This is a genomic window from Streptomyces thermocarboxydovorans (genome assembly GCF_039524635.1).
Classification (GTDB): Bacteria; Actinomycetota; Actinomycetes; order Streptomycetales; family Streptomycetaceae; genus Streptomyces; species Streptomyces thermocarboxydovorans.
Genome location: NZ_BAAAGU010000009.1, coordinates 50,202 through 67,014 on the forward strand (window position 1 = coordinate 50,202; position 16,813 = coordinate 67,014).

A 16,813-nucleotide genomic window follows, 5' to 3' on the forward strand; every position below is an offset into this window, starting at 1 on the left:
GGACTGATGCCCGACTCAGCCGCTGCCGGCGAAGGGGTTCGCTTCCTCGCCATCGTCGCCCCCGCTTCGCGCCAGGGCCTGCTCGGTCGACGGCGTCAGACCGAAATGAGCCGCCCAGCTCCGCATCTCCCGGCCGGCGTTCCGCGCGATCGCCACACACGGGTGCGCGAGCTTGCCCTGCCGTGCGTTGATGACCAGACCTTCCTCCTGAACCACCCGGGTCGCCGCGACGAACGTCGCCCACGCCTCGCAGTACGCGGCCAGAGCAGCCCGGTCCTGCTCCTTCACCAGGTCCAGACGCGACAGCTCCGGGATCACCCGGCGCCACTCCGCCTTCGCCTCCGCGCTCAGCCACGTCGGCGGCTTCGGCGGCACCCGCTTGAACGCCGGCCCCGGCTCCACCTTGCGCCCGCCCGAGTCCCGGCCCGGGGCACGGCCGGTGATCAGCTTGAGGGCGGCCGGCGCCGCAGCCTTGGCCATGGCAGACCCCCTATCAGCGATGTGAGCACGCGTCTCCCTGACTGGCCGCGGCGGTCCCCCGGCGATCACCGCCAGCGATTTCGACTCCCCCTCCCCCGTCGCCGAGCCGACTCGTGATGGCCGGCCTCGCCCGGGGAGGATCAGGTGCGGGATCGGGCGCGCCTGGCACCCTCGATGGCCTCTTGCCTGCTCTTGCCCTCATGGCATGAGGCATGCACCACGCCCAGGTTGTCGAGGTCGCGAGGTGCACCGCCCCGACTGATGGGCACCTTGTGCTCCAGCTCCTCGGCGCCCTCGCCGCCGCAGATGTAGCAGCAGCCGTTGTCCCTGACCATGACCTGCCGCTTGAGTGCGCGCATGGTTCCGCTGCTCATCCCGTACCGCTCTTGAGGCGAGGGCCGGCCGGCCCAGGGCTGAGGCTGATGGTCATCGCATCGACCACGCTTGGTGGCCAGGGCATGGCACCCTACTGCACCGCACCGGGTGGGTGGCGCTACTGGCATGCGGGCCTCCCCTCATGCGCTAGCGTTCCCTCCTCGAGGAACCAGGGGGGTTCCAGAAGAGGGGGGTGTTCTCGTGGCGAGTGGGTGTCGTGACTGCACGACGTGCACCAAGCCGGGTATGGCGAGGATGGGGCAGGACTGGACTGTGGGCTTCCTGCATCTGTGCACGGCCGGCATCAGCCTGATGGTGAAGCGCGGCTTTGCCAGGCATTGCCCGCAGTGCAGGCACTACCTGTCCAACCACCAGCGCCGCAGGGATGGGTCGTTCCAGGACTAGACGTGGATGACGTTGATCGTCAGCTCGGCGTTGTCGACGTTGAAGGCGAGCGGGTTGCCGTAGTCGTTGGGTGAGAACGGCCCGAAGACCTGGGTCTCGCCTGCAGGGATGGCCTCGCTGCGCACGGGCGCGGTGAGGCCGTCGACGGAGACGGCGGTCTGGAAAGTGATGGTGCGCTCGCTCTCGCCGGTGTTGTTGACGATGAGGATGACGCGGCCGTCGTTGGCGCAGCTGTTGCCGTTGGCGACGTCGCCGGCGGTGGCCGCGGGGAGTACCGTCCCGGAGCGGCTCGCCTGGATGGCGGAGATGGCGGTGCGGGGCATGGTGGTCTCCCTACGCGGGGGCGATGGTGATCTGCGGCTGGGTGACGACGAGCTTGCGCCCGTACTTGGCGAGTACGGCTTCGATCTCGGCGCGGCAGGCTTCGTCTTGCTGGCGTTGTTCTTCGGCGAGGAGCCGGCGGGCTTCGGCGAGTTGCTGTTCGCGGTGGGCCTGGCAGGTTTCGAGGTGCGCGTCGAGGTCGGTGACGGCGTCGGTGCAGTGCGGGCAGCCGTAGAGGCCGTGCTGGTCAGGCGTTGGCGATGGTGGTGACGGTGCCACTGGATCCCCTCCATTTGAGTGCGCCGCCTTCGGCGTAGAGGATTCCTCCGCCAGTGGGGTTGGTTGTGGGGGCGGTGGTGGCGTTCTTCATGCTGATCACGGCGCCTGCGCTGCCGCCGAGGTCGGACGAGGTGGACCCCAACTGAAGCGAGTTGGTGTAGAAGGACACGGCGCGGTGGACGATGGCGCCCGAGGCGCCAACCTCGAAGGTCGCGGTCCCCGCGCTGGTCTTGGTCTGGAACAGGGCGGAGGTCGTCGAGGCCGCCCCGGTGACGACCAGACCCACGGTCGTGGTGTCGGGCTGTTTCACCTCGAGGGAGGCTTCTGGCACTTCGCCGATGCTCATACCGACCCCTGCCCGGCCGGAGCCTTTGACGACGAAGTCGTCGCGGCCGTTGTTGCGGGCGAGGATGAGGTTGCCGGTGGTGGCGCCGTCGGTGGCGAGGATGACAATGCCCTGCGCTGCCGTGCCGCCGATGTCGTTGCGCTGGAGGTCGATCGACAGGGCCGCTGCTGAGGCGTCCGAGTTGGTTTCGGGCCCCGGGTTCTTGTGGGTGATCTTCAGGGTGCCGCGGGCGGTCTCGTGCCCGGTCAGGTACATCGCCGAGTCCGACGGCTTGTCGCTGATGACGTTGAGGGCGACACCCGACGAGCCGGACGTGGCGGCCTGGTAGATGGTGACCGCGTGCTCCGTCGTCGACGTGGTCTTCGCGAAGAGGACCCGCTCACCGAGGTCGGCGAAGATCCCACCCGATAGGGTGCCGCCCTCGAGCGGCAGGAAGGTCGCGTCGGCGTAGGCGCGGTCCCCGTGCGGGTCGGCCGCCTCCACGTGCGCTTCGACCTTCGCGGTGGCGTCGAGGGCGGCTGCGTCGATCGCCGCCGCCTGGGCGTCCGCAGCAGCCTGCACGGCCGCGTCCAGCACCGCCGCAGCGGAGCCGGCCGGGTCCGCACCCACCATCTCCGCGGTGAGCGTGACCCCGCCGGTCTGACCGTTCACGGAGGAGACGAGCCCGGCGGACACGGCCACGACACGCGACTGCACACCCTGCACACTGATCTTGTCGGCGGGGCGTTCGCCGATGACTCGGATCCTCACCGGGTCACCTCCGGCGAAACAATCGCCCGCCCGTTAAGCAGCCGGACGACGGTGGAGCCGTTGACGACCTCAAGATCCCACCTGCCGTTGCGGGTCAGGGTCTCGGTGACCGAGGCGGGCACCTGGATGCGGATCTCCCCGCCGTCCACCGTCAGATACGGCGTCAGATCCAGCAGCAGATCACCGCGCTCAGACGCCTCGGAGCGGATCTGCGAGCGCGCCGTCCACCCGTCCCACGTGAACTCCGGATCGTCGTCGACGACGATCCGGAGCAGAAAGGTGGCGCCCTGCTCGATGTACAGGTCCCAGTCTCCGGCCGCCAATTCCGCCACCTCCGGGAGTGCGGGCGCGCCCGCGTGCGCGGTGAGCGTCGCGGAGGCGGTGAGCGAAGCGGACAGGTACGCGGTCAGGCGCAGCACCCCGGACAGGGCCGTCTCGCCGGTGAGGGAGCCTGTGGCGTTCGCGACCAGCGCCGGGGTTCCGGCATCGAGGGCGGCGGCCGCGGAGAGCGTGGCCGACGCGGTGACCACCCCGGCGTCCGACAACGTATTGAAGAAGTCGAACTCGGCTGTATCGGGGTCGCCGCCGTCGCGGTGGGCGCTCATGTCGAGCGCGCACATCTCCGCATCGGTGACGATCCATCCCGGCGTGGCCAGGGTGCGCTGCGTCGTCCACGTCTCCCCATCGGGCGACGTGGACCAGATGAGGTCGCCGTCGTCCTCCACCAGCTGCAGGAAGAGGTGATCCTCGGGGTCGTAGTCGATCTCGACGGCGGTGTCGTCCCAGTAGCCGACCTCGCTGACGCAGCGCAATTTGCCGGTGAACTTGTTGATGATGAAGCCGACGCGGGTGCCTTCGACGGTGCCCTGCACGGTGACGGCCGCATAGGTTTCGGCGGTGGCCCCGTCAGGGTCGGGGGTGACGGGCACCTGCACGAAGAAGCCGCTGCCGGCGAGGGTCCACGCATAGCCGGTCTGGCAGCCCGCATAGTCGGTGGTGCACGGGACGACCGCGCGACCGCCGGTCTCGGTGGTGCCGCCGTAACTGTTGCCCCACTCGGGGCCCAGGACGCCGTCGTTGAAGGTGTCGACGAGGGTGGACAGCAGAGGCATGCTCGCCCCCCTGTCAGCTCAGTGTGAAGTCGAGTTCCCCGGCTGTGAAACGCAGGTCGTCTCCGGCGATGACGGTGCGGGGCTCGTCGAGCTCACCGAACCAGAACCGGACCGGCGTATCTGCCGAGTCCCACACTTCGACGCCGACGACGGTGCAGGCGGGCATGGCCTCGAACACGATGTCGCTGGCATTCGAGGTGGCGCCGCCGCTCGCGGACGCGACGGTGATCGTCTGCCGGGCATACGATCCGCCGACGACCTCGGTGCCCGCAGCAGATGCGGATCCGTTCGCGGTGACCAGGGCGACCTGCAGGTCGCCGTCTGGGGCGGTCGCGGCGTTGCCGAACAGCCAGTTGAGGACCTGGTTGGATGCGGTGAGCGTCAGGTTGGCCACGCGGCCTCCTCCAATGCTGGGCGCGCCGCGCGGCGCACAACGGGGTTGGGGGTCCCGCCGCCGGGACGGGGTGGCACCGGCGGCGGGACAACGAGGCGGCGACCGGCCCGCCCCGCGCTCAGGCGGCCTTGGGCCGGCCGGGCTTGACCTTGGCGGCGGCTGCGATCGTCGGCAGGTGGTAGAGCGGCTGGCCGTCGTCGCTGAACGGCACCCGCTCGATCTTCCCGCGGGATTCCCACACGCGGATTGTGCCGGGCTTCACACCGGCGACGCGCGCTGCTTCCCAGAGGTCGCCGAGGTCGTCCAGGTACAGGTCGTACAGCTCGGGGTTGGGGAATGTCGGCATGCCCACCCCCTGGTATGCGAGAGCCCCCGCCGGGATGTCCTCGGCGGGGGTTCATGGTGCTCTTGTGATGGGTGTTCCACCATCGACTTGGCAGATTACAGATTCAGCGATCAACTAGCAAGCGTCAGCCAACGTGGGTCAACGCCTACCGGTTGATGTTCTTGGCCCACACGCCGCGGTTCTCGGTGTGGGTGGTGTGGTGGGTGACGGGCCCGTGGAAGTGCTGGTGCACTGCCGGCTCGGGCTTGGCGCCGCGGACGAGCTTGGCGATGGCGAGGATCGGCACGGCGAGCGCGGCCGGGGCGGCGCAGATCATGCCGATGACGACCGGGTCCGCGTAGCCGGAGGCGAGCGTCACGCCGATGGTGATGGCGCCGGGCGGGATCGTCGCCACCGACGCGGACAGCAGGACCGTGCTGGTGTCGACGGCCTTCTGCGACATCGGGGGCCGGCCCGGCTGCGGGGCGGGGGGTGCGGTGCTCTCGCGGCGGGATTCGTGGATGGCGTTCTCGACGGCGGCGCGGATGACGGCGTCGGTGAGCGGGTTGTGGGCCTGCCCGGCCGCGGGGGCGGTGGGCGTCGGCTCGGGCAGGGTGGTCATGGTGGTCGAATCTCCTGTTCGGTTTGGGTGGGTTTAGGGCCGTCATCGGGTCCGTCATGGGGTGTGTTTGCGCTGGTCAGGGCCCGACGGGGGCCCGTCTTTGGGGTGCTGGGCCCGTCCCGGCTGGACGGGGTTGCGGTAGCCGGGACGGGGGTCTGACGGGGTGCATACCGGTGCAAACCGGTGCACTGGACGGGGGTTGGACGGGGTCAGGCGGTGATTCCGTACCGGTCGAGCACCGCGCGGCGCACCGCGGTGAGCGGGTAGACGGACACCCTGCTGCCGTCGATGTCCTGCCGCCGCTTCTCGTCATCGGTGCGCGGCACCAACGCTGCGAGCCGGTCCGCGGTGACTGTGTGGCCGGCCTCGGCGAGCCCCTCGAGGACCCGGGATGCGGGCAGCATCTCGACGCCCGCGTCGTACAGGTCGAGCAGGTCGGCGAGGATCGAACCGTCGGTGTCGGCGGCCCGCAGCCGGTCGAGCGGCCCCAGCGGCAGCGTGCCCGCCTCCTGCCGCAGCCGGTAGGCGCGCTCGAGGATGACGGCGACTTCTTCGTCGTCGTAGTAGTCGCCGCGGACCAGCTCCGGCTCGGCACCCTCGCCGTCCATGTAGATGCCCACGCCGCGCTGTGACTTGAGGATGTCCTGCGCGTTGTGCCCGGCCGCCGCATAGCCCTGGCCGAGGATGGTGTCGGACGCCTGCGGGGTGAGGCAGCGCATCGCCCACCGGATGGACAGGATGTCGCGGATGCCGGTCGGCACGGAGTCGCTGTCGGGCTTCTGCGTGGCCGCCAGCGTGATGATGCCGAGCGCCCGGCCCTGCTGGACGATCAGCCGCAGGAGCCGTTCCATCTCCTGCCTGGTCCTCTGGTCGGCTGCCGCACCGTATGAGGACCACTCGTCGACGAGGAGCACGGCCAGGCAGACCCGCGGGTCGACGACGGCCATCGCCTCGGTCAGCTTGCGGGACCCGTGCTCCTTGGCGAGGGCCCGCCGCTCCTTGATCTCGACATCCCACATGTGCTGCAGGATCTCGAGAAGCTTCTCGGGGTCGCCGTCGGTGTCGTACATGGTGGCGATGGGCTCGAACGGGGTGATGTCGGCGCCGGCCTTGCCGTCGGCGAGGTACATGCGCACCGTCGGGTCGAGCGCGGCGGCGAGGAGCAGGTCGTTGGCCGCGGCGGACTTGCCGGAGCCGGGCTCTCCTCCGAAGAGGCCGGACCGCTCGACCCACGAGGTGACGACTTCCTCGCCTCGCAGGTTGACGCCCATACGGATGGGCTTCCACAGGTTGGCCCGCTCGGCTTCGAGGAGCGGGCCGCGGGTCGGCTTGGACGAGAACGGCAGCTTCAGCGAGACCCGCAGGTGGATGGTGTCCTCGCGGTCGCCGCGGGTCTGGTGGACCTGCTGCACGGACACCCCGAACCCGTTGGCGATGCCCTCGCGGGAGCCGAGCGCCTTCTTCGCGGGGATGCCGGACGGCAGCTGGAAGACGACCTGCCATGCCTTGCCGTCGGCGGTGAGGGTGCATGGGGTGGTCAGCTTCAGTACGTCGTCGGAGCCGATGACCTTGGCATCCCGGTAGACGCGGTTCAGCATGGTCTCGGTCATCCGGTCACCGTCGCCGATCTTCGCGTCGCGGTCCGACCACAGTTCGCCCGTGGTGGTGCGGCGGCCGATGAGGGCGAGCCCGGTGAGGGTGAGGCCAGCGGCGATGATCCCGCCGGGGCCGCCACCCACGTACAGGCCGGCGCTCTCGATGGCGGCGAGCGGGGTGATGGCGGCGGCGGCACGAAGGGACTGCAGGGTGCGGGCGTCCTTGCGGGCCTTGCGGTACTTGTTCATGGCCCGCTCGGAGTCCTCAGCGGCCTTGTCCATCTCCCTGGCCAGCTTGTCCTTGACGCTGCCGGGCATGAGCCGCTTGCCGTTGGCCCACTGCGCCTGCCGGTATTCCTTGTGTGCTCGGCGCGCTTCGTGCTTGGCCTTGGCGACCTCGACGCCTTCGACGCCGCGGACCCAGACGGTGACGCGGGCGGCGCCTCGGTAGATCTGGGCGGCGTGCCCGTGCTCGGTGCCTTGCCGGCGCAGCCACTTACGGAAGCCGCGGGTGGTGTTGATGCGGCCGAGGGCGGCCCGGTTCTTCCAGCCGCTGCGGGTCTTCGTCCAGGCGGGGGTGAGGGGGGTGTCGCCCATCAGGTCCACGGCCGCGGGCAGGGGCGCGGCGGGGGTCTTGTCGGGGCTGTTCTGGTAGCCGGCGACGAGCCGTTCCCACTCGGGGTCGGGGGCGCTGCTGGGGGTCGTCTCGATGCTCACGGGGTGTCCTTCGGCGGGTCAGTGGTGGTGGCCGTTGACGGTGGCGTGCTTGCGGGCGGTGTCGGCGGCGAGGGGGGCGACGATGGGGTGGAACGGGACGCTGTCCCCCTTGGTCCGACGGTGCGGAGGAGGCTGCCTGCGGCCCGCCTTCTTCGGCTTCTCGGAGGGCGCCTTGGCGGAGGGGGGGAGATCGGTAACGACCTGCGGCTTCTTCGTCACTCGGAGTGCCGTCGTGGCGGGTGTCGGCAGGACGTACCGCAGCGGCTTGGCGGGGGCGCTGGCGGGCGCCCAGAGGTGGTCGAGGATGCGGCGCCGTATCGTCTTCTCGTCGACCGGCGCGGGCTCCTGCGCGGCGGCCAGGGCAGCGGCGGAGCGGACTGCCAGCGCGTGCAGGTCCGGCGTCATCCACCCGTCGGTCGTGCCGTGCACGATCGCCCAGGCCCGCTCCCACGCCTCTTCGAACGTGAGTTGCCCGAACGGGGCTGCGGACACGAGTCGGTCGGCGATCTGCGCGACGGTCTTGTGGTCCTTGCGGCGCTGCTTCTCGTGCCGGGCCCGGTCCTTCTCCTGGGCGCGGCGCTTCTTCTCGGCCGCATCGAACGACAGCGTCGTCACCCACTGGCGGACTTCGAAGAACAGCGGCCCCAGGAGGGACACCGCGGCGAGCCCGTAGCCGACCGATGCGGCGGTGTGCCGCCCGTAGTCGTAGTTGATCCACGCGGCGAACCCGGCGGCGGTCAGGCACAGGGCGCGCAGCAGCCACCGCACCCAGGCCGGGAGCCTGCGTTCGTCGGCGTAGGCGACGCCGGCGGCCATCACCCAGGCGGCGCCTTCAAGGGCGAACGGCAGGGGCAGCAGCATCGCGGAGATCGTGACGAAGTGCATGATCTGCGCGGGCAGCGACGCCAGGGCGGACGCGGCGACGAGGGCGAGGGTGCCGCGCCGGTAAACGTTGCCGGGGGTGAGGGACTTCTCCCGGCGTGCGGCGCGGGCTTGGCGGCGGGCTGCCTTGTCGCGGCGGCGCTGCGCCTTCTCTTCCCGCTTCTCCTTCTTCGCCTCGCGGGCTTCCTCGCGGCGCAGCTTGGAGCGATGCTCCTCATCAAGGCGCCGCTGCTCGGCGTCCGCCACCTTGTCGGCGCGGCGCTCCTCGAACCAGCTGCTCACGGTGATCGGTAGTCCTTTCGGGGTTCAGGCGGCCGGGGAGATCAGTGGCTGAGGCAGCGGTCGTGGTTGGACAGAGGGCACTTGGCACGCAGTTCGGCGCGCCGCTGTTCGATCTCCCTCGACGTGCGCTCCATGGATGCCAGGGCGGCCTCTATGCGGGCATTGGCTCGCCGCGCCTCTTCCGCCTTCCTGGCTTTGCTGATGGCGCCGGGGGTGTCGGACTTCGGGTACTTCGGGGTGAACAGGCCCATGACGGGCTCCTCTCAATTCAGGCGGTGGCGGGCTTGGTGGGGGCGGGCCGGTACTTCAGCCACACGGCGACGGCGGCGAGTGCAAGCACGGGGGCGGGGATGAGGCCGATGACGACGGCCGCGCCCGCGGTTGCGAGGCCGATGGGTGCGGCGGCGGCCGGCCACAGGCCGACGAGCAGCAGGTACAGGGCGGCGAGCGCCCACAAGACGATGCGGAGCATGGCGACCTCTCCAAGGGGTCGGGCGGATTCGTTGGTCGGTAGTGGCGCCCCGGGCCCGATTCGATCGGGCACCATCACGGCCTGACCGGGGCTGGGTGGGTCAGCGGCCCCGCTTGGTGCCGCCGTGCCAGAACGAGACCTCCGCGGCGGCCTCGTTGGCGCGGCGGTTGAGGCGCTGGTACTCGGGCGTCTCGTGCCGGATGCCAGCGCGGCGCTCGCGGTCGGAGTTCTCGTTCAGGCGGCGGTCCGCGGCCTTCATCTCGGCGATCGCGGCCTTCTCCTCGGCGGTCTTCTTGAAGGCCCATGGCGGGCTCCTCTCGGGTGGTGATCAGGTGGGTGGTGCGTGCCCCGGTCTGCCTTCGCGGCGTAGGCCCGAGATCGGCCGGACCGGGGCTAAGGCAGGTCAGGCCGATTGCTGGGCCTGCTCCTCCAGCTCGGCCAGCTGCGTCCACACCTGGGCCTTCTCGTCCGCCAGCCGGCGAATCTGGCCGCGCAGGTCACCGATGAACCGCTGCTGGGTCTCGGCGTGGCGGGCGAGGATGTCGACCGTCACCTTCAGCCGGGCGATCAGGTCGAGCGCGGTCCGCTGCGGCAGGTCCGGGCTGGTGATGTCCGCGGCATCCACCGCCGCGATCAGCTCCCGGGCATCAGCCACACGCAGTGCAGTCAGGTCATCCATAACGGGCTCCTCTCAAGGAAAGGGGTGGGGGTGCCGCCGCGCGGGGACGGGGAGTAGACGACCCGCGCGGCGGCGGACCAGGGGAGGTCAGTCGTCCTCGACGTCGATGAACCGGAACGACGCGAACGCGTGCGCCCGCGGGTCGCTGGTGGCGTCGACGAGGCGCTTCGCCTCATCCAGATCGCCGCGGTTCACGGCCTCGCCGGCATGTCGGGCGACATCCATGTCCACGGCCGCGGCCTTCGGGGCGGACTGCTTGCGGGAGAACAGGCCCATCACGGGCTCCTCTCAGACAGGTGATGAACAGGGGGTGGTGGCCGGCGCCTTCAGGCAGCCGCCGGGTAGTCGAAGCCGGCCAGCTCGTCGACCAGCGAGTCGTCCAGGCCGGCCGCGTACTCGCGGACCGCCGCCATACGCGCCGGGTCGCCCGACCGACGGGCCTCCGCGTACTCGGCGAACAGCTCGGAGATCGACAGCGTGAGCGCCTCGGCGACGGTCACCGACGACCGGAACCACTGCCCGAAGTCGGAGTGGGCGTGATCGGCGGAGAACAGGAAGGGGGACATGGGCGTGCCCTTTCGAAGCAGTAGTGGAGGGGGGTTGGGGTCAGCGGCGCCGCAGCTTGCTGCGCTTCACGAGCGCCCGTTCCGCCGCGGCCAGCGCGGCCTCCGCGACAGCCGGCTTGCCCTCGGCGTCCGCCTGCGCGGACACATCCAGGAGGCGCTCGGCGACGTTCGTGTAGGCCCGATCCAGGTCGGCACGGCTCGGCTCACGGCCGGAAGAAGGCATGGGAACTCCAAGATCAGAGAGAGGAAGGGTTGAAGGCCGCGCCGGCGGAGGCCGTGGGGGAACGTCATCCCCGCCGGCGCGGCGGCATAGAAAGGGTGGGGGCTAGCGGGGCCGCTGCTTCGACTGCTTGTTGGCCTCGCGGACCTTCTGGCGCAGCGCCTCACGCTCGGCGTCAGTCACCGCGCCTCCCGAACGAGCCGCCCTGGTCGACGACCTGCAGCAGCATGTCGACCGCAGCGAGCAGCCTCCCGACCCGGTCCGCACACCACGCCTCATAGGCGGCAGCGTCCTCGGGTGCGGCGGACGGCTCCGACTCGGCGAGCATCCTCCGAGCCCGCTCAACAGCCCGGCGGTCCGCCTCGTCCAGCTCGATACGCGACACCATCACGCACCACCGATCAGGTCGAGGCGGCCCGCCTTGGCGAGCGTGGCGCGGGCACCGGCGATCAGGTCCTCGGCGTGCGCCAGAGAGTCGGCGTCCAGGTCCGACATGCGGCCGGCCGCGGCCAGATCCGACAGCCTGGCCGCACGAGCCGAGGCCGCCTCTTGCACCGACACCGCGCGGGCAACATCGGCCGGGACGGCCAGCCGCAGTTCCAGCGAACGAACCGCGGCCAGAGCGGCCGGCGGCAGCGGGGCGGTGGGGGTGCTCATGCCGCCACCTCCGCCGCGTGCTGGTTGTGCAGGCGGGCAGTGCGGGCGTTCTCGCGGAGCTTGGCCGCCAGGCGCTCGAGGCCGGCTGCCGTTTCGTCCGCCATGTCCGGCGTCAGGTAGGCGTCCACGCTGCCCTGGTCGCCGACGATGACATGCGCGGCACGCATCTGCGGGTCCTTCGACATCGAGTCGCAGCCGATCGACGCCGTCAGGGTGTACACGGGCTTGTCGCCGTTGAAGAACGAGGGGACGTGGACCGCGAACTCTTCACCGCTGTGGTCCAGGTCTTCCAGGAAGTGGACCCACTCGGAGACGTGGTTCGTGGTGCACCAGTCCGGACAAGGCACGAAGACGATCTTCTGCTCGGGGCCGGGGGCGCCGATCGCCACGGGGGCGAGGTGGAGGCCCGGCGCGACCGCCGGGAAGGCGGCGACGGTACCCAGGTTGTCCTGGGTAGACTTCTGCATAGCCATGAGGGGACCCTTCAGAGATTCCTCGTGGTGAGGGCCGGCCTGCGAGTGGAGTCGCGGTGTCGGCCCGTTTTGTTTTGTGTGTGCTGGTGGAGCAGCACAGGTGTCCCATCGGGACCGGTGGAGCGGCCCGAGTGGCACTCCACTAACGTAGCGGCTTCTCTAGACCGTGGCAATCCACTGTGCGAAGATTTCGCCATGCCAGCCGGAGTCCACCTGAGAAGAGCACGCACATACCGCCCTGACCCCGACGTGTACGAGCGCGCCAAGGCGGCAGTCGAGGCGATGGGCGACGGCAAGGAGGCGACCATGACCGCGTACATCAACGCGTTCTTGAGGTGGCTGGTGCACGACACGGATGAACTGCCACCGCGTCCACCTAAAGCAGGCAGCGGAGGAGGTATCCCGCAAGGGGATGGTTGATCGGTCATGCCCCCACGATGACACCCTGCGCGCACGCTCCGCGACGACATGTAAGGCGACATTGAGGCGTCATCCGGCTAACGTGGATGCATGACGACCCCGAACACCACACTCCGGGCCGTGCGCATCTCGATGATGCTGAGCCAGGACGACTTCGCCGCAGCACTCCGCGAGGCCGGCGAGCAAGCTGGCTACGAGCTCGAAGCCAGCAAGCGCCTTGTGCAGCGATGGGAGTCAGGGGCCATCTCGGTCCCGAGCCCTCGGTACGCCCGCGCGCTTGAGGCTGTCACAGGCATGCCGATCGACAGCCTCGGCTTCGCCTCCCCTGCCATGGCACGCGTAGCCGAGGACGGCGCCGGCGGACACGACGTACACCCCTCACCCGAGGGCGTCGCTCCACCGAACGCAGCAGCCAGCCCGAAGATCAACCCGCGCGCCAACTACTCCGGCGTCTGGCTGTCGAAGTACGAGTACTTCTCCAGCGGCCGGAACTCAAGCTTCGTCGGCCTGCACTACGTGGTCGTGCTCCAGCACGGGAACCGGCTCACCGTCCGGTCGCTGCCCGAAGCCTCGTCGAACCCGAACTCGCCACTGACCATGGACCTCACCGTCGATGGCGGCGTCGTGACTGGCACGTGGGTGGAGCAGACCGCCACCGACGGCTACTACAGGGGCGCCCGCTATCACGGCGCCATCCAGATGCTCATCGAGCCGACCGGCCGCCGCATGGCCGGCAAGTGGGTGGGGTTCGGCAAGGACTTCGACATGAACACCGGACCGTGGGAACTGAGGCTGGAAGACTCGTCGACCAACCAGAAGACGATCGCCAAGTACAGCCGGAGGCCCGAGTGAACGAAGCGACACCGCCAGAGGTGGAGATGCGCCAGGCGACGCTTCCGGACGGTACGCGGATGATGATCGCGGTGAAGCCGGGACTCTCTCAGGATGAGGTGGATCTTCTGGCGGCGCAGTTGTGGCAGGAGTCGCCCGAGCAGTAGCCCGCCGGCGCCGGCGCCGCTCGAGGCGTCCCGCGTTTGAGCGCAGCATGAAGCCCCCATGTCGACGTTTCGACATGGGGGCTTTGGCGTTCATCCGCCGAGGAGGCGTCGTTTCTGCTGGTCGAGTTCTGCCGTGCTGATGATGCCCTGTTCGTGCAGTTGGGCGAGCTTGGCGAGCTCGTCAGCAACCGATGGGGTGCCGGCTGCGGCGGAGGGCGGGGTGTGTTGTGCGGCGATGGCGGCTTCGACGGCGGTGCGGAGTTGTTCGAACTCGGTCTGCTGTTTGCCCCGCATGAAGATCACGGAGTTTTCGTCGTCGACGGCGCTGGTGGTCTGGCTGCCGAACCGGGAGCGTCGCTCGTTGCCGCCGGCGGCGCTGAACTGGATGAACCCGTTGACGAAGGGTCCGGCGGGCTTCCATTGGACGCTGCTGATCTGGCTGATGTGGATGCGTTTTTCGCCTTTGCCGACGGTGACGCGGGCGAGGAAGCCGCGGCGGGTGATGGTGACGTACTGGCCGTCGAAGTGGACTTGCCCGTTGTGGCCTTTGGCGTGGATCAAGGTCCCCCCTTTTGGTGCGAGGGCGGCATTCTGGCATGGGAAAGCCCCCGCCCGGGTGGATTCCGGGCGGGGCTTCGTCATGCCGCTCGCCTTTCTGCGAGGGGGAGTTGGAGGGCTTCGCTGTGTCCGTACTGGGTCTCGCATGCGGGGCAGCGGATGCCGGCGGTGTCGAGGGTGACGCGGAGTATCTGTCCGCAGCCGCATTGGACGGGGACGCGGCGGGGTGGCTTTTCGCCGCCGGTGGCGGCTTCGCATTGGCGTCGGAGCTGGGCGATCTCGTGGGCGAATTCGGCGAAGGCGCCGTGCTGTTCGGCGGCCCATGGGAGGAGGGTGCGGAGCCGGTGGACGGCTTGGTCGCACTGCTGCTGGAGGTCGCCTTCCCAGCGGGGGTACCGGTAGCCGAGCAGGTCATGCCAGTCGACCAGCCAGGTTTGGAGGATGGTGACGACGCCGCCGCGGGCTGCGAGGGAGAGCGGCTCGAGACGGACGGGTAGCGGGGCGGTGCGGCTGCCGGAGACGGCGGGGCCGTTGTTGCTGCTGCCGGGGCGGAGGTGGTGGGTGAGGCGCGCGTAGAGCCCGCGCCGCCCGGCGAGTGCGGCGAGGTTGTGGTCGACGCGGTTGGTGCAGGGGCGGCAGGCCTGGTGTTGGAGTTCGTCGGTGTAGAGGTGGTTGCCGCAGATGGTGCAGGCCGGGGCGGGTGCGTCGTTCACGGCGGCTCTCCTTGGTGCGGTGGGGTGTTACAGGTACTGGTCGTTGACGGGCACGGTTTCGGCGTTCCACAGGTCGACGAGGCGGGCTTGTCCGGTCATGTCGTGGATCTCGACGTGGCGGAGGTGGGTGCCGGTGGGGGTGCGCTCGCGCTGCCCGGGTGGGGTGTCGGTCCAGGTGGGGTCGCAGTCGACGGGCTGGGGCACGGCTGGTCCTTTCGGGCTTGGCGGGCGGCGGTTTTGCGGGCGAGCACGCGGTGGTCGTGCCAGGCGAGGAGCGGCGCGGCGACGAGGGCCACGGCGAAGACGGCGGCGAGGATGAGGGCGCCGGTCACTGGTTGTCTCCGGCGTGTTTGTCGGTCCACCAGCGGCGGTCGTCGGCGGCGGCTTCGCGGATGCTGGGGCCGTTGAACCAGGGGTCGCCGCCGGGGTTCTGCCAGAGGACGCCGTAGGGCTTGTCGACGGCGACGAGGCCGACGGTGGCGGGGTCGACGCAGTGGCGGTCGATGCCGTGGCGGCCGACGCGGTGTTTGTCGGCGGCGCTGTCGCAGCTGAAGGTGCGGCAGCAGGCGGGGCAGTGGGCGCGGGTCTGGCCGGTCCACCAGTTGCCGCATTTGGGGTGGCGGAGGGCGTTGGGCGGGAGTGGGGTGTTGGGTGTGGGCATTTTTGCCTCCGATTCGGCGCCTGGGCTCGCGTGTGACGGCCTGTCGTGTGGGGGTGAAGGTGGATTGCCTTGGGTGGGGGGTTCGACGACTCAGGGAGTTAACTCGCTGGTAGCTTCATGCGGCGGTCTCCAGGGTGTGGGTGGCGGTGGCGATGGCGGCGATGTCGGCGAGGCTGATGTGACCGTGGTAGATCGCCAGAACGACGGCGTGGGTGCGGTCGCGGGCGCCGAGGAGCCGGTAGGTCTCCTGCAGGTGCCGGTCGACGGTGTTGCGGTGGATGCCGAGTCGGCGGCCGGCCTGCTCGCTCGTGTAGCCCGCGGCGGCGAGGAGCAGCACCTGCCGCTGCCGGACCGTCAGGCCCCTCACGGCCGGCCTCCGCCTCTGATGCGTCCGCGGGTGTCCAGGAGGCCGTCGGCCTGGGCGAGGAGCCGGAGGGCGCGACGCAGGACGGACCGCAACGGTTCGCGGCGGCGGGCGTAGGCGGTGAGGATCGCCGCGCTGCCGTCGTCGGGGATCCAGCGGACCGGGCGGCGGCTCACGACTCGGCTCCGTCCTGCCGCGCCCCGGCGGCGGGCTGGTGCTCGGCCTCGACGGTGTACGTGGTCGTCTCGCGGACCAGACGGCGGGTTACGGGCGTGCCGTCCTTCCACCGGGGCGCCTGCGCGTTCATCGCGTCGAAGCGTTCGACGGCGAGGGCGCGGACGGGCCAGCCGGTGCCGGGCGCCCACTCGTTGGCGAGGTTGTCGAGGGTTTCGACGCGCCAGCGGGAGACGGCGGGGCGGTGCTCGGTTGCCGTCTCGTCGGCCATGCGGCGCAGCCGGTCGGCCCACTCGCGGACCTGCTTCGCGGCAGAGCGGCGGTAGATGCGCGTGAGGCCGTCCTTGTCGCCCTGTTCCGCGTCGGTGGCGAGGCGCTCTGCGACCTCGGCGTAGATGGCGGCCCGGTCGGCGGGTTCGGGCAGCACCGCAAGCACCGCGTCGGCGCGGGCGGGCGTCAGCTCGTCGAGGATCTCCCGGACGGCCCGGCATACCCGCTCGTGCTGCTCGGGGTAGGTGGCGGTGCGCGGGCCGGGGATGGCGACGGCGTCCCACAACGCGTCGGCGTGCTGCACGGACAGGCCGTGGGTCGTGGTGGTGGGTGGGGCCACGGCAGCAGACACAGCGGCGGGCGCCGGGTCGTCGGCCACACGACGCCGCACGACGATGCTCGTCCCCGTGTCCACGCCGTCGCCGTGGCACTCGATCAGCTCGAACCACCGGTCGTAGCGGCCGGTCGCCATCTGCGTGTCGTCCACCCACTCCAGGCGTCCGGTCACCTCGGCCTGCGAGCGCATCCACGCTTCGGCCATGCCGGTGGCGGCGTCCTGATCGTTGGCGTAGCCGATGAGGTAGGTGGAGACGTTGCCGGGTTCGTAGAGGGCTTCCCAGGCGGGCAGTTCGGCGGTGGTGGTCTGGTTGGTCATCGTGGTCTCCGGGTGGTGGGGCCGCCCCGTGGTGGGGGCGGCCGAACG

Annotated in this window: 30 protein-coding genes; 3 read left to right on the plus strand and 27 right to left on the minus strand. The window is 70.3% G+C overall.

Annotated elements, in window-relative coordinates; translation table 11 throughout:
• Positions 1-15: 15 nt before the first annotated feature.
• The 3 genes from ABD198_RS05950 to ABD198_RS05960 form a co-directional block, all read right to left on the minus strand.
• Entirely contained in the window at positions 16-480 is a 465-nt protein-coding gene (locus ABD198_RS05950) for a phage terminase small subunit P27 family (RefSeq protein ID WP_343998309.1), read from the minus strand.
• Between the two features lie 140 nt (positions 481-620).
• On the minus strand, positions 621-839 hold the full coding sequence (locus ABD198_RS05955) for an HNH endonuclease (protein ID WP_343998310.1): 219 nt from the start codon (positions 837-839) through the stop codon (positions 621-623).
• Between the two features lie 417 nt (positions 840-1,256).
• A complete protein-coding gene (locus tag ABD198_RS05960) occupies positions 1,257-1,583 on the minus strand; it encodes a hypothetical protein (protein WP_343998311.1) in 327 nt (108 codons plus the stop codon).
• Here ABD198_RS05960 and ABD198_RS05965 point away from each other — a divergent pair.
• A complete protein-coding gene (locus ABD198_RS05965) occupies positions 1,582-1,851 on the plus strand; it encodes a hypothetical protein (RefSeq protein ID WP_343998312.1) in 270 nt (89 codons plus the stop codon). The two genes, ABD198_RS05960 and ABD198_RS05965, sit on opposite strands and share 2 nt — an antisense overlap.
• Here the strand turns inward: ABD198_RS05965 and ABD198_RS05970 are convergent.
• From ABD198_RS05970 to ABD198_RS06050, 17 genes are all read right to left on the minus strand, one after another.
• On the minus strand, positions 1,829-2,956 hold the full coding sequence (locus ABD198_RS05970) for a hypothetical protein (RefSeq protein WP_343998313.1): 1,128 nt from the start codon (positions 2,954-2,956) through the stop codon (positions 1,829-1,831). The genes ABD198_RS05965 and ABD198_RS05970 overlap by 23 nt on opposite strands.
• A complete protein-coding gene (locus ABD198_RS05975) occupies positions 2,953-4,068 on the minus strand; it encodes a hypothetical protein (protein WP_343998314.1) in 1,116 nt (371 codons plus the stop codon). The genes ABD198_RS05970 and ABD198_RS05975 overlap by 4 nt, the downstream gene beginning before the upstream one ends.
• Before the next feature lie 13 nt (positions 4,069-4,081).
• Complete coding sequence (locus ABD198_RS05980) at positions 4,082-4,462, minus strand: phage tail fiber protein (RefSeq protein ID WP_343998315.1); 381 nt, start codon at positions 4,460-4,462, stop codon at positions 4,082-4,084.
• Positions 4,463-4,580: 118 nt separating this feature from the next.
• Positions 4,581-4,808, minus strand: coding sequence for a MerR family transcriptional regulator (locus ABD198_RS05985; RefSeq protein WP_343998316.1), 228 nt, complete (start codon positions 4,806-4,808; stop codon positions 4,581-4,583).
• Between the two features lie 145 nt (positions 4,809-4,953).
• Complete coding sequence (locus tag ABD198_RS05990) at positions 4,954-5,409, minus strand: hypothetical protein (protein WP_343998317.1); 456 nt, start codon at positions 5,407-5,409, stop codon at positions 4,954-4,956.
• Positions 5,410-5,618: 209 nt separating this feature from the next.
• Positions 5,619-7,721 carry an FtsK/SpoIIIE domain-containing protein gene (locus tag ABD198_RS05995; protein ID WP_343998318.1) on the minus strand — a complete coding sequence of 701 codons (2,103 nt, stop codon included), beginning with the start codon at positions 7,719-7,721 and terminating at the stop codon, positions 5,619-5,621.
• A gap of 18 nt (positions 7,722-7,739) precedes the next feature.
• Positions 7,740-8,885, minus strand: coding sequence for a hypothetical protein (locus ABD198_RS06000; RefSeq protein WP_343998319.1), 1,146 nt, complete (start codon positions 8,883-8,885; stop codon positions 7,740-7,742).
• A gap of 41 nt (positions 8,886-8,926) precedes the next feature.
• Positions 8,927-9,136, minus strand: a complete 210-nt coding sequence (locus ABD198_RS06005; protein WP_343998320.1) for a hypothetical protein — start codon at positions 9,134-9,136, stop codon at positions 8,927-8,929.
• A gap of 17 nt (positions 9,137-9,153) precedes the next feature.
• A complete protein-coding gene (locus ABD198_RS06010; RefSeq protein WP_343998321.1) occupies positions 9,154-9,357 on the minus strand; it encodes a hypothetical protein in 204 nt (67 codons plus the stop codon).
• 100 nt (positions 9,358-9,457) lie between these two features.
• Positions 9,458-9,616: a hypothetical protein gene (locus ABD198_RS06015; protein WP_343998322.1), complete on the minus strand. Its 159-nt coding sequence runs from the start codon at positions 9,614-9,616 to the stop codon at positions 9,458-9,460.
• Positions 9,617-9,760: 144 nt separating this feature from the next.
• Positions 9,761-10,036 (minus strand): hypothetical protein, encoded by a 276-nt coding sequence (locus tag ABD198_RS06020; protein WP_343998323.1) that lies wholly within the window; start codon positions 10,034-10,036, stop codon positions 9,761-9,763.
• Positions 10,037-10,123: 87 nt separating this feature from the next.
• Positions 10,124-10,312: a hypothetical protein gene (locus tag ABD198_RS06025; RefSeq protein ID WP_343998324.1), complete on the minus strand. Its 189-nt coding sequence runs from the start codon at positions 10,310-10,312 to the stop codon at positions 10,124-10,126.
• A gap of 50 nt (positions 10,313-10,362) precedes the next feature.
• Entirely contained in the window at positions 10,363-10,602 is a 240-nt protein-coding gene (locus ABD198_RS06030) for a hypothetical protein (RefSeq protein WP_343998325.1), read from the minus strand.
• 40 nt (positions 10,603-10,642) lie between these two features.
• Positions 10,643-10,825: a hypothetical protein gene (locus tag ABD198_RS06035; protein WP_343998327.1), complete on the minus strand. Its 183-nt coding sequence runs from the start codon at positions 10,823-10,825 to the stop codon at positions 10,643-10,645.
• A gap of 172 nt (positions 10,826-10,997) precedes the next feature.
• A complete protein-coding gene (locus ABD198_RS06040) occupies positions 10,998-11,210 on the minus strand; it encodes a hypothetical protein (RefSeq protein ID WP_343998329.1) in 213 nt (70 codons plus the stop codon).
• A complete protein-coding gene (locus ABD198_RS06045; protein WP_343998330.1) occupies positions 11,210-11,479 on the minus strand; it encodes a hypothetical protein in 270 nt (89 codons plus the stop codon). The genes ABD198_RS06040 and ABD198_RS06045 overlap by 1 nt, the downstream gene beginning before the upstream one ends.
• Positions 11,476-11,952 (minus strand): DUF6907 domain-containing protein, encoded by a 477-nt coding sequence (locus tag ABD198_RS06050; protein ID WP_343998331.1) that lies wholly within the window; start codon positions 11,950-11,952, stop codon positions 11,476-11,478. Before ABD198_RS06050 ends, ABD198_RS06045 begins: the two co-directional genes overlap by 4 nt.
• Positions 11,953-12,462: 510 nt before the next feature.
• Between ABD198_RS06050 and ABD198_RS06055 the strand changes: the two genes are divergently transcribed.
• Entirely contained in the window at positions 12,463-13,224 is a 762-nt protein-coding gene (locus tag ABD198_RS06055) for a helix-turn-helix domain-containing protein (RefSeq protein ID WP_343998332.1), read from the plus strand.
• Positions 13,221-13,370 carry a hypothetical protein gene (locus ABD198_RS06060; RefSeq protein WP_343998333.1) on the plus strand — a complete coding sequence of 50 codons (150 nt, stop codon included), beginning with the start codon at positions 13,221-13,223 and terminating at the stop codon, positions 13,368-13,370. Before ABD198_RS06055 ends, ABD198_RS06060 begins: the two co-directional genes overlap by 4 nt.
• A gap of 90 nt (positions 13,371-13,460) precedes the next feature.
• Here the strand turns inward: ABD198_RS06060 and ABD198_RS06065 are convergent, their stop codons facing one another.
• The 7 genes from ABD198_RS06065 to ABD198_RS06095 all read right to left on the minus strand — a co-directional run bounded on the left by ABD198_RS06065 (position 13,461) and on the right by ABD198_RS06095 (position 16,765).
• Entirely contained in the window at positions 13,461-13,931 is a 471-nt protein-coding gene (locus ABD198_RS06065; RefSeq protein WP_343998334.1) for a DUF4429 domain-containing protein, read from the minus strand.
• A 77-nt stretch (positions 13,932-14,008) separates the two neighbouring features.
• Positions 14,009-14,641 (minus strand): hypothetical protein, encoded by a 633-nt coding sequence (locus ABD198_RS06070; protein ID WP_343998335.1) that lies wholly within the window; start codon positions 14,639-14,641, stop codon positions 14,009-14,011.
• A gap of 27 nt (positions 14,642-14,668) precedes the next feature.
• On the minus strand, positions 14,669-14,845 hold the full coding sequence (locus ABD198_RS06075) for a hypothetical protein (RefSeq protein ID WP_343998336.1): 177 nt from the start codon (positions 14,843-14,845) through the stop codon (positions 14,669-14,671).
• A gap of 124 nt (positions 14,846-14,969) precedes the next feature.
• The gene (locus ABD198_RS06080; protein ID WP_343998337.1) at positions 14,970-15,302 is read right to left on the minus strand and encodes an FDXHR family putative zinc-binding protein; all 333 of its coding nucleotides are present in this window, start codon (positions 15,300-15,302) and stop codon (positions 14,970-14,972) included.
• A gap of 115 nt (positions 15,303-15,417) precedes the next feature.
• Positions 15,418-15,669, minus strand: coding sequence for a helix-turn-helix domain-containing protein (locus ABD198_RS06085; protein ID WP_343998339.1), 252 nt, complete (start codon positions 15,667-15,669; stop codon positions 15,418-15,420).
• The gene (locus ABD198_RS06090) at positions 15,666-15,842 is read right to left on the minus strand and encodes a hypothetical protein (protein WP_343998340.1); all 177 of its coding nucleotides are present in this window, start codon (positions 15,840-15,842) and stop codon (positions 15,666-15,668) included. Before ABD198_RS06090 ends, ABD198_RS06085 begins: the two co-directional genes overlap by 4 nt.
• Positions 15,839-16,765 (minus strand): hypothetical protein, encoded by a 927-nt coding sequence (locus ABD198_RS06095; protein WP_343998342.1) that lies wholly within the window; start codon positions 16,763-16,765, stop codon positions 15,839-15,841. The genes ABD198_RS06090 and ABD198_RS06095 overlap by 4 nt, the downstream gene beginning before the upstream one ends.
• Between the last annotated feature and the right edge of the window lie 48 nt (positions 16,766-16,813).

Bases quoted from the DNA above. Each gene is read 5' to 3' on its own strand.
- ABD198_RS06010 (WP_343998321.1), bottom strand. From the start codon at position 9,357: ATGCTCCGCATCGTCTTGTGGGCGCTCGCCGCCCTGTACCTGCTGCTC.
- ABD198_RS05950 (WP_343998309.1), bottom strand. From the start codon at position 480: ATGGCCAAGGCTGCGGCGCCGGCCGCCCTCAAGCTGATCACCGGCCGT.
- ABD198_RS05985 (WP_343998316.1), bottom strand. From the start codon at position 4,808: ATGCCGACATTCCCCAACCCCGAGCTGTACGACCTGTACCTGGACGAC.
- ABD198_RS06045 (WP_343998330.1), bottom strand. From the start codon at position 11,479: ATGAGCACCCCCACCGCCCCGCTGCCGCCGGCCGCTCTGGCCGCGGTT.
- ABD198_RS05975 (WP_343998314.1), bottom strand. From the start codon at position 4,068: ATGCCTCTGCTGTCCACCCTCGTCGACACCTTCAACGACGGCGTCCTG.
- ABD198_RS06040 (WP_343998329.1), bottom strand. From the start codon at position 11,210: ATGGTGTCGCGTATCGAGCTGGACGAGGCGGACCGCCGGGCTGTTGAG.
- ABD198_RS05990 (WP_343998317.1), bottom strand. From the start codon at position 5,409: ATGACCACCCTGCCCGAGCCGACGCCCACCGCCCCCGCGGCCGGGCAG.
- ABD198_RS05965 (WP_343998312.1), top strand. From the start codon at position 1,582: ATGGTGGTCTCCCTACGCGGGGGCGATGGTGATCTGCGGCTGGGTGAC.
- ABD198_RS05960 (WP_343998311.1), bottom strand. From the start codon at position 1,583: ATGCCCCGCACCGCCATCTCCGCCATCCAGGCGAGCCGCTCCGGGACG.
- ABD198_RS06035 (WP_343998327.1), bottom strand. From the start codon at position 10,825: ATGCCTTCTTCCGGCCGTGAGCCGAGCCGTGCCGACCTGGATCGGGCC.
- ABD198_RS06015 (WP_343998322.1), bottom strand. From the start codon at position 9,616: ATGAAGGCCGCGGACCGCCGCCTGAACGAGAACTCCGACCGCGAGCGC.
- ABD198_RS06005 (WP_343998320.1), bottom strand. From the start codon at position 9,136: ATGGGCCTGTTCACCCCGAAGTACCCGAAGTCCGACACCCCCGGCGCC.
- ABD198_RS06055 (WP_343998332.1), top strand. From the start codon at position 12,463: ATGACGACCCCGAACACCACACTCCGGGCCGTGCGCATCTCGATGATG.
- ABD198_RS06025 (WP_343998324.1), bottom strand. From the start codon at position 10,312: ATGGGCCTGTTCTCCCGCAAGCAGTCCGCCCCGAAGGCCGCGGCCGTG.
- ABD198_RS06020 (WP_343998323.1), bottom strand. From the start codon at position 10,036: ATGGATGACCTGACTGCACTGCGTGTGGCTGATGCCCGGGAGCTGATC.
- ABD198_RS06030 (WP_343998325.1), bottom strand. From the start codon at position 10,602: ATGTCCCCCTTCCTGTTCTCCGCCGATCACGCCCACTCCGACTTCGGG.
- ABD198_RS06080 (WP_343998337.1), bottom strand. From the start codon at position 15,302: ATGCCCACACCCAACACCCCACTCCCGCCCAACGCCCTCCGCCACCCC.
- ABD198_RS06050 (WP_343998331.1), bottom strand. From the start codon at position 11,952: ATGGCTATGCAGAAGTCTACCCAGGACAACCTGGGTACCGTCGCCGCC.
- ABD198_RS05955 (WP_343998310.1), bottom strand. From the start codon at position 839: ATGCGCGCACTCAAGCGGCAGGTCATGGTCAGGGACAACGGCTGCTGC.
- ABD198_RS06095 (WP_343998342.1), bottom strand. From the start codon at position 16,765: ATGACCAACCAGACCACCACCGCCGAACTGCCCGCCTGGGAAGCCCTC.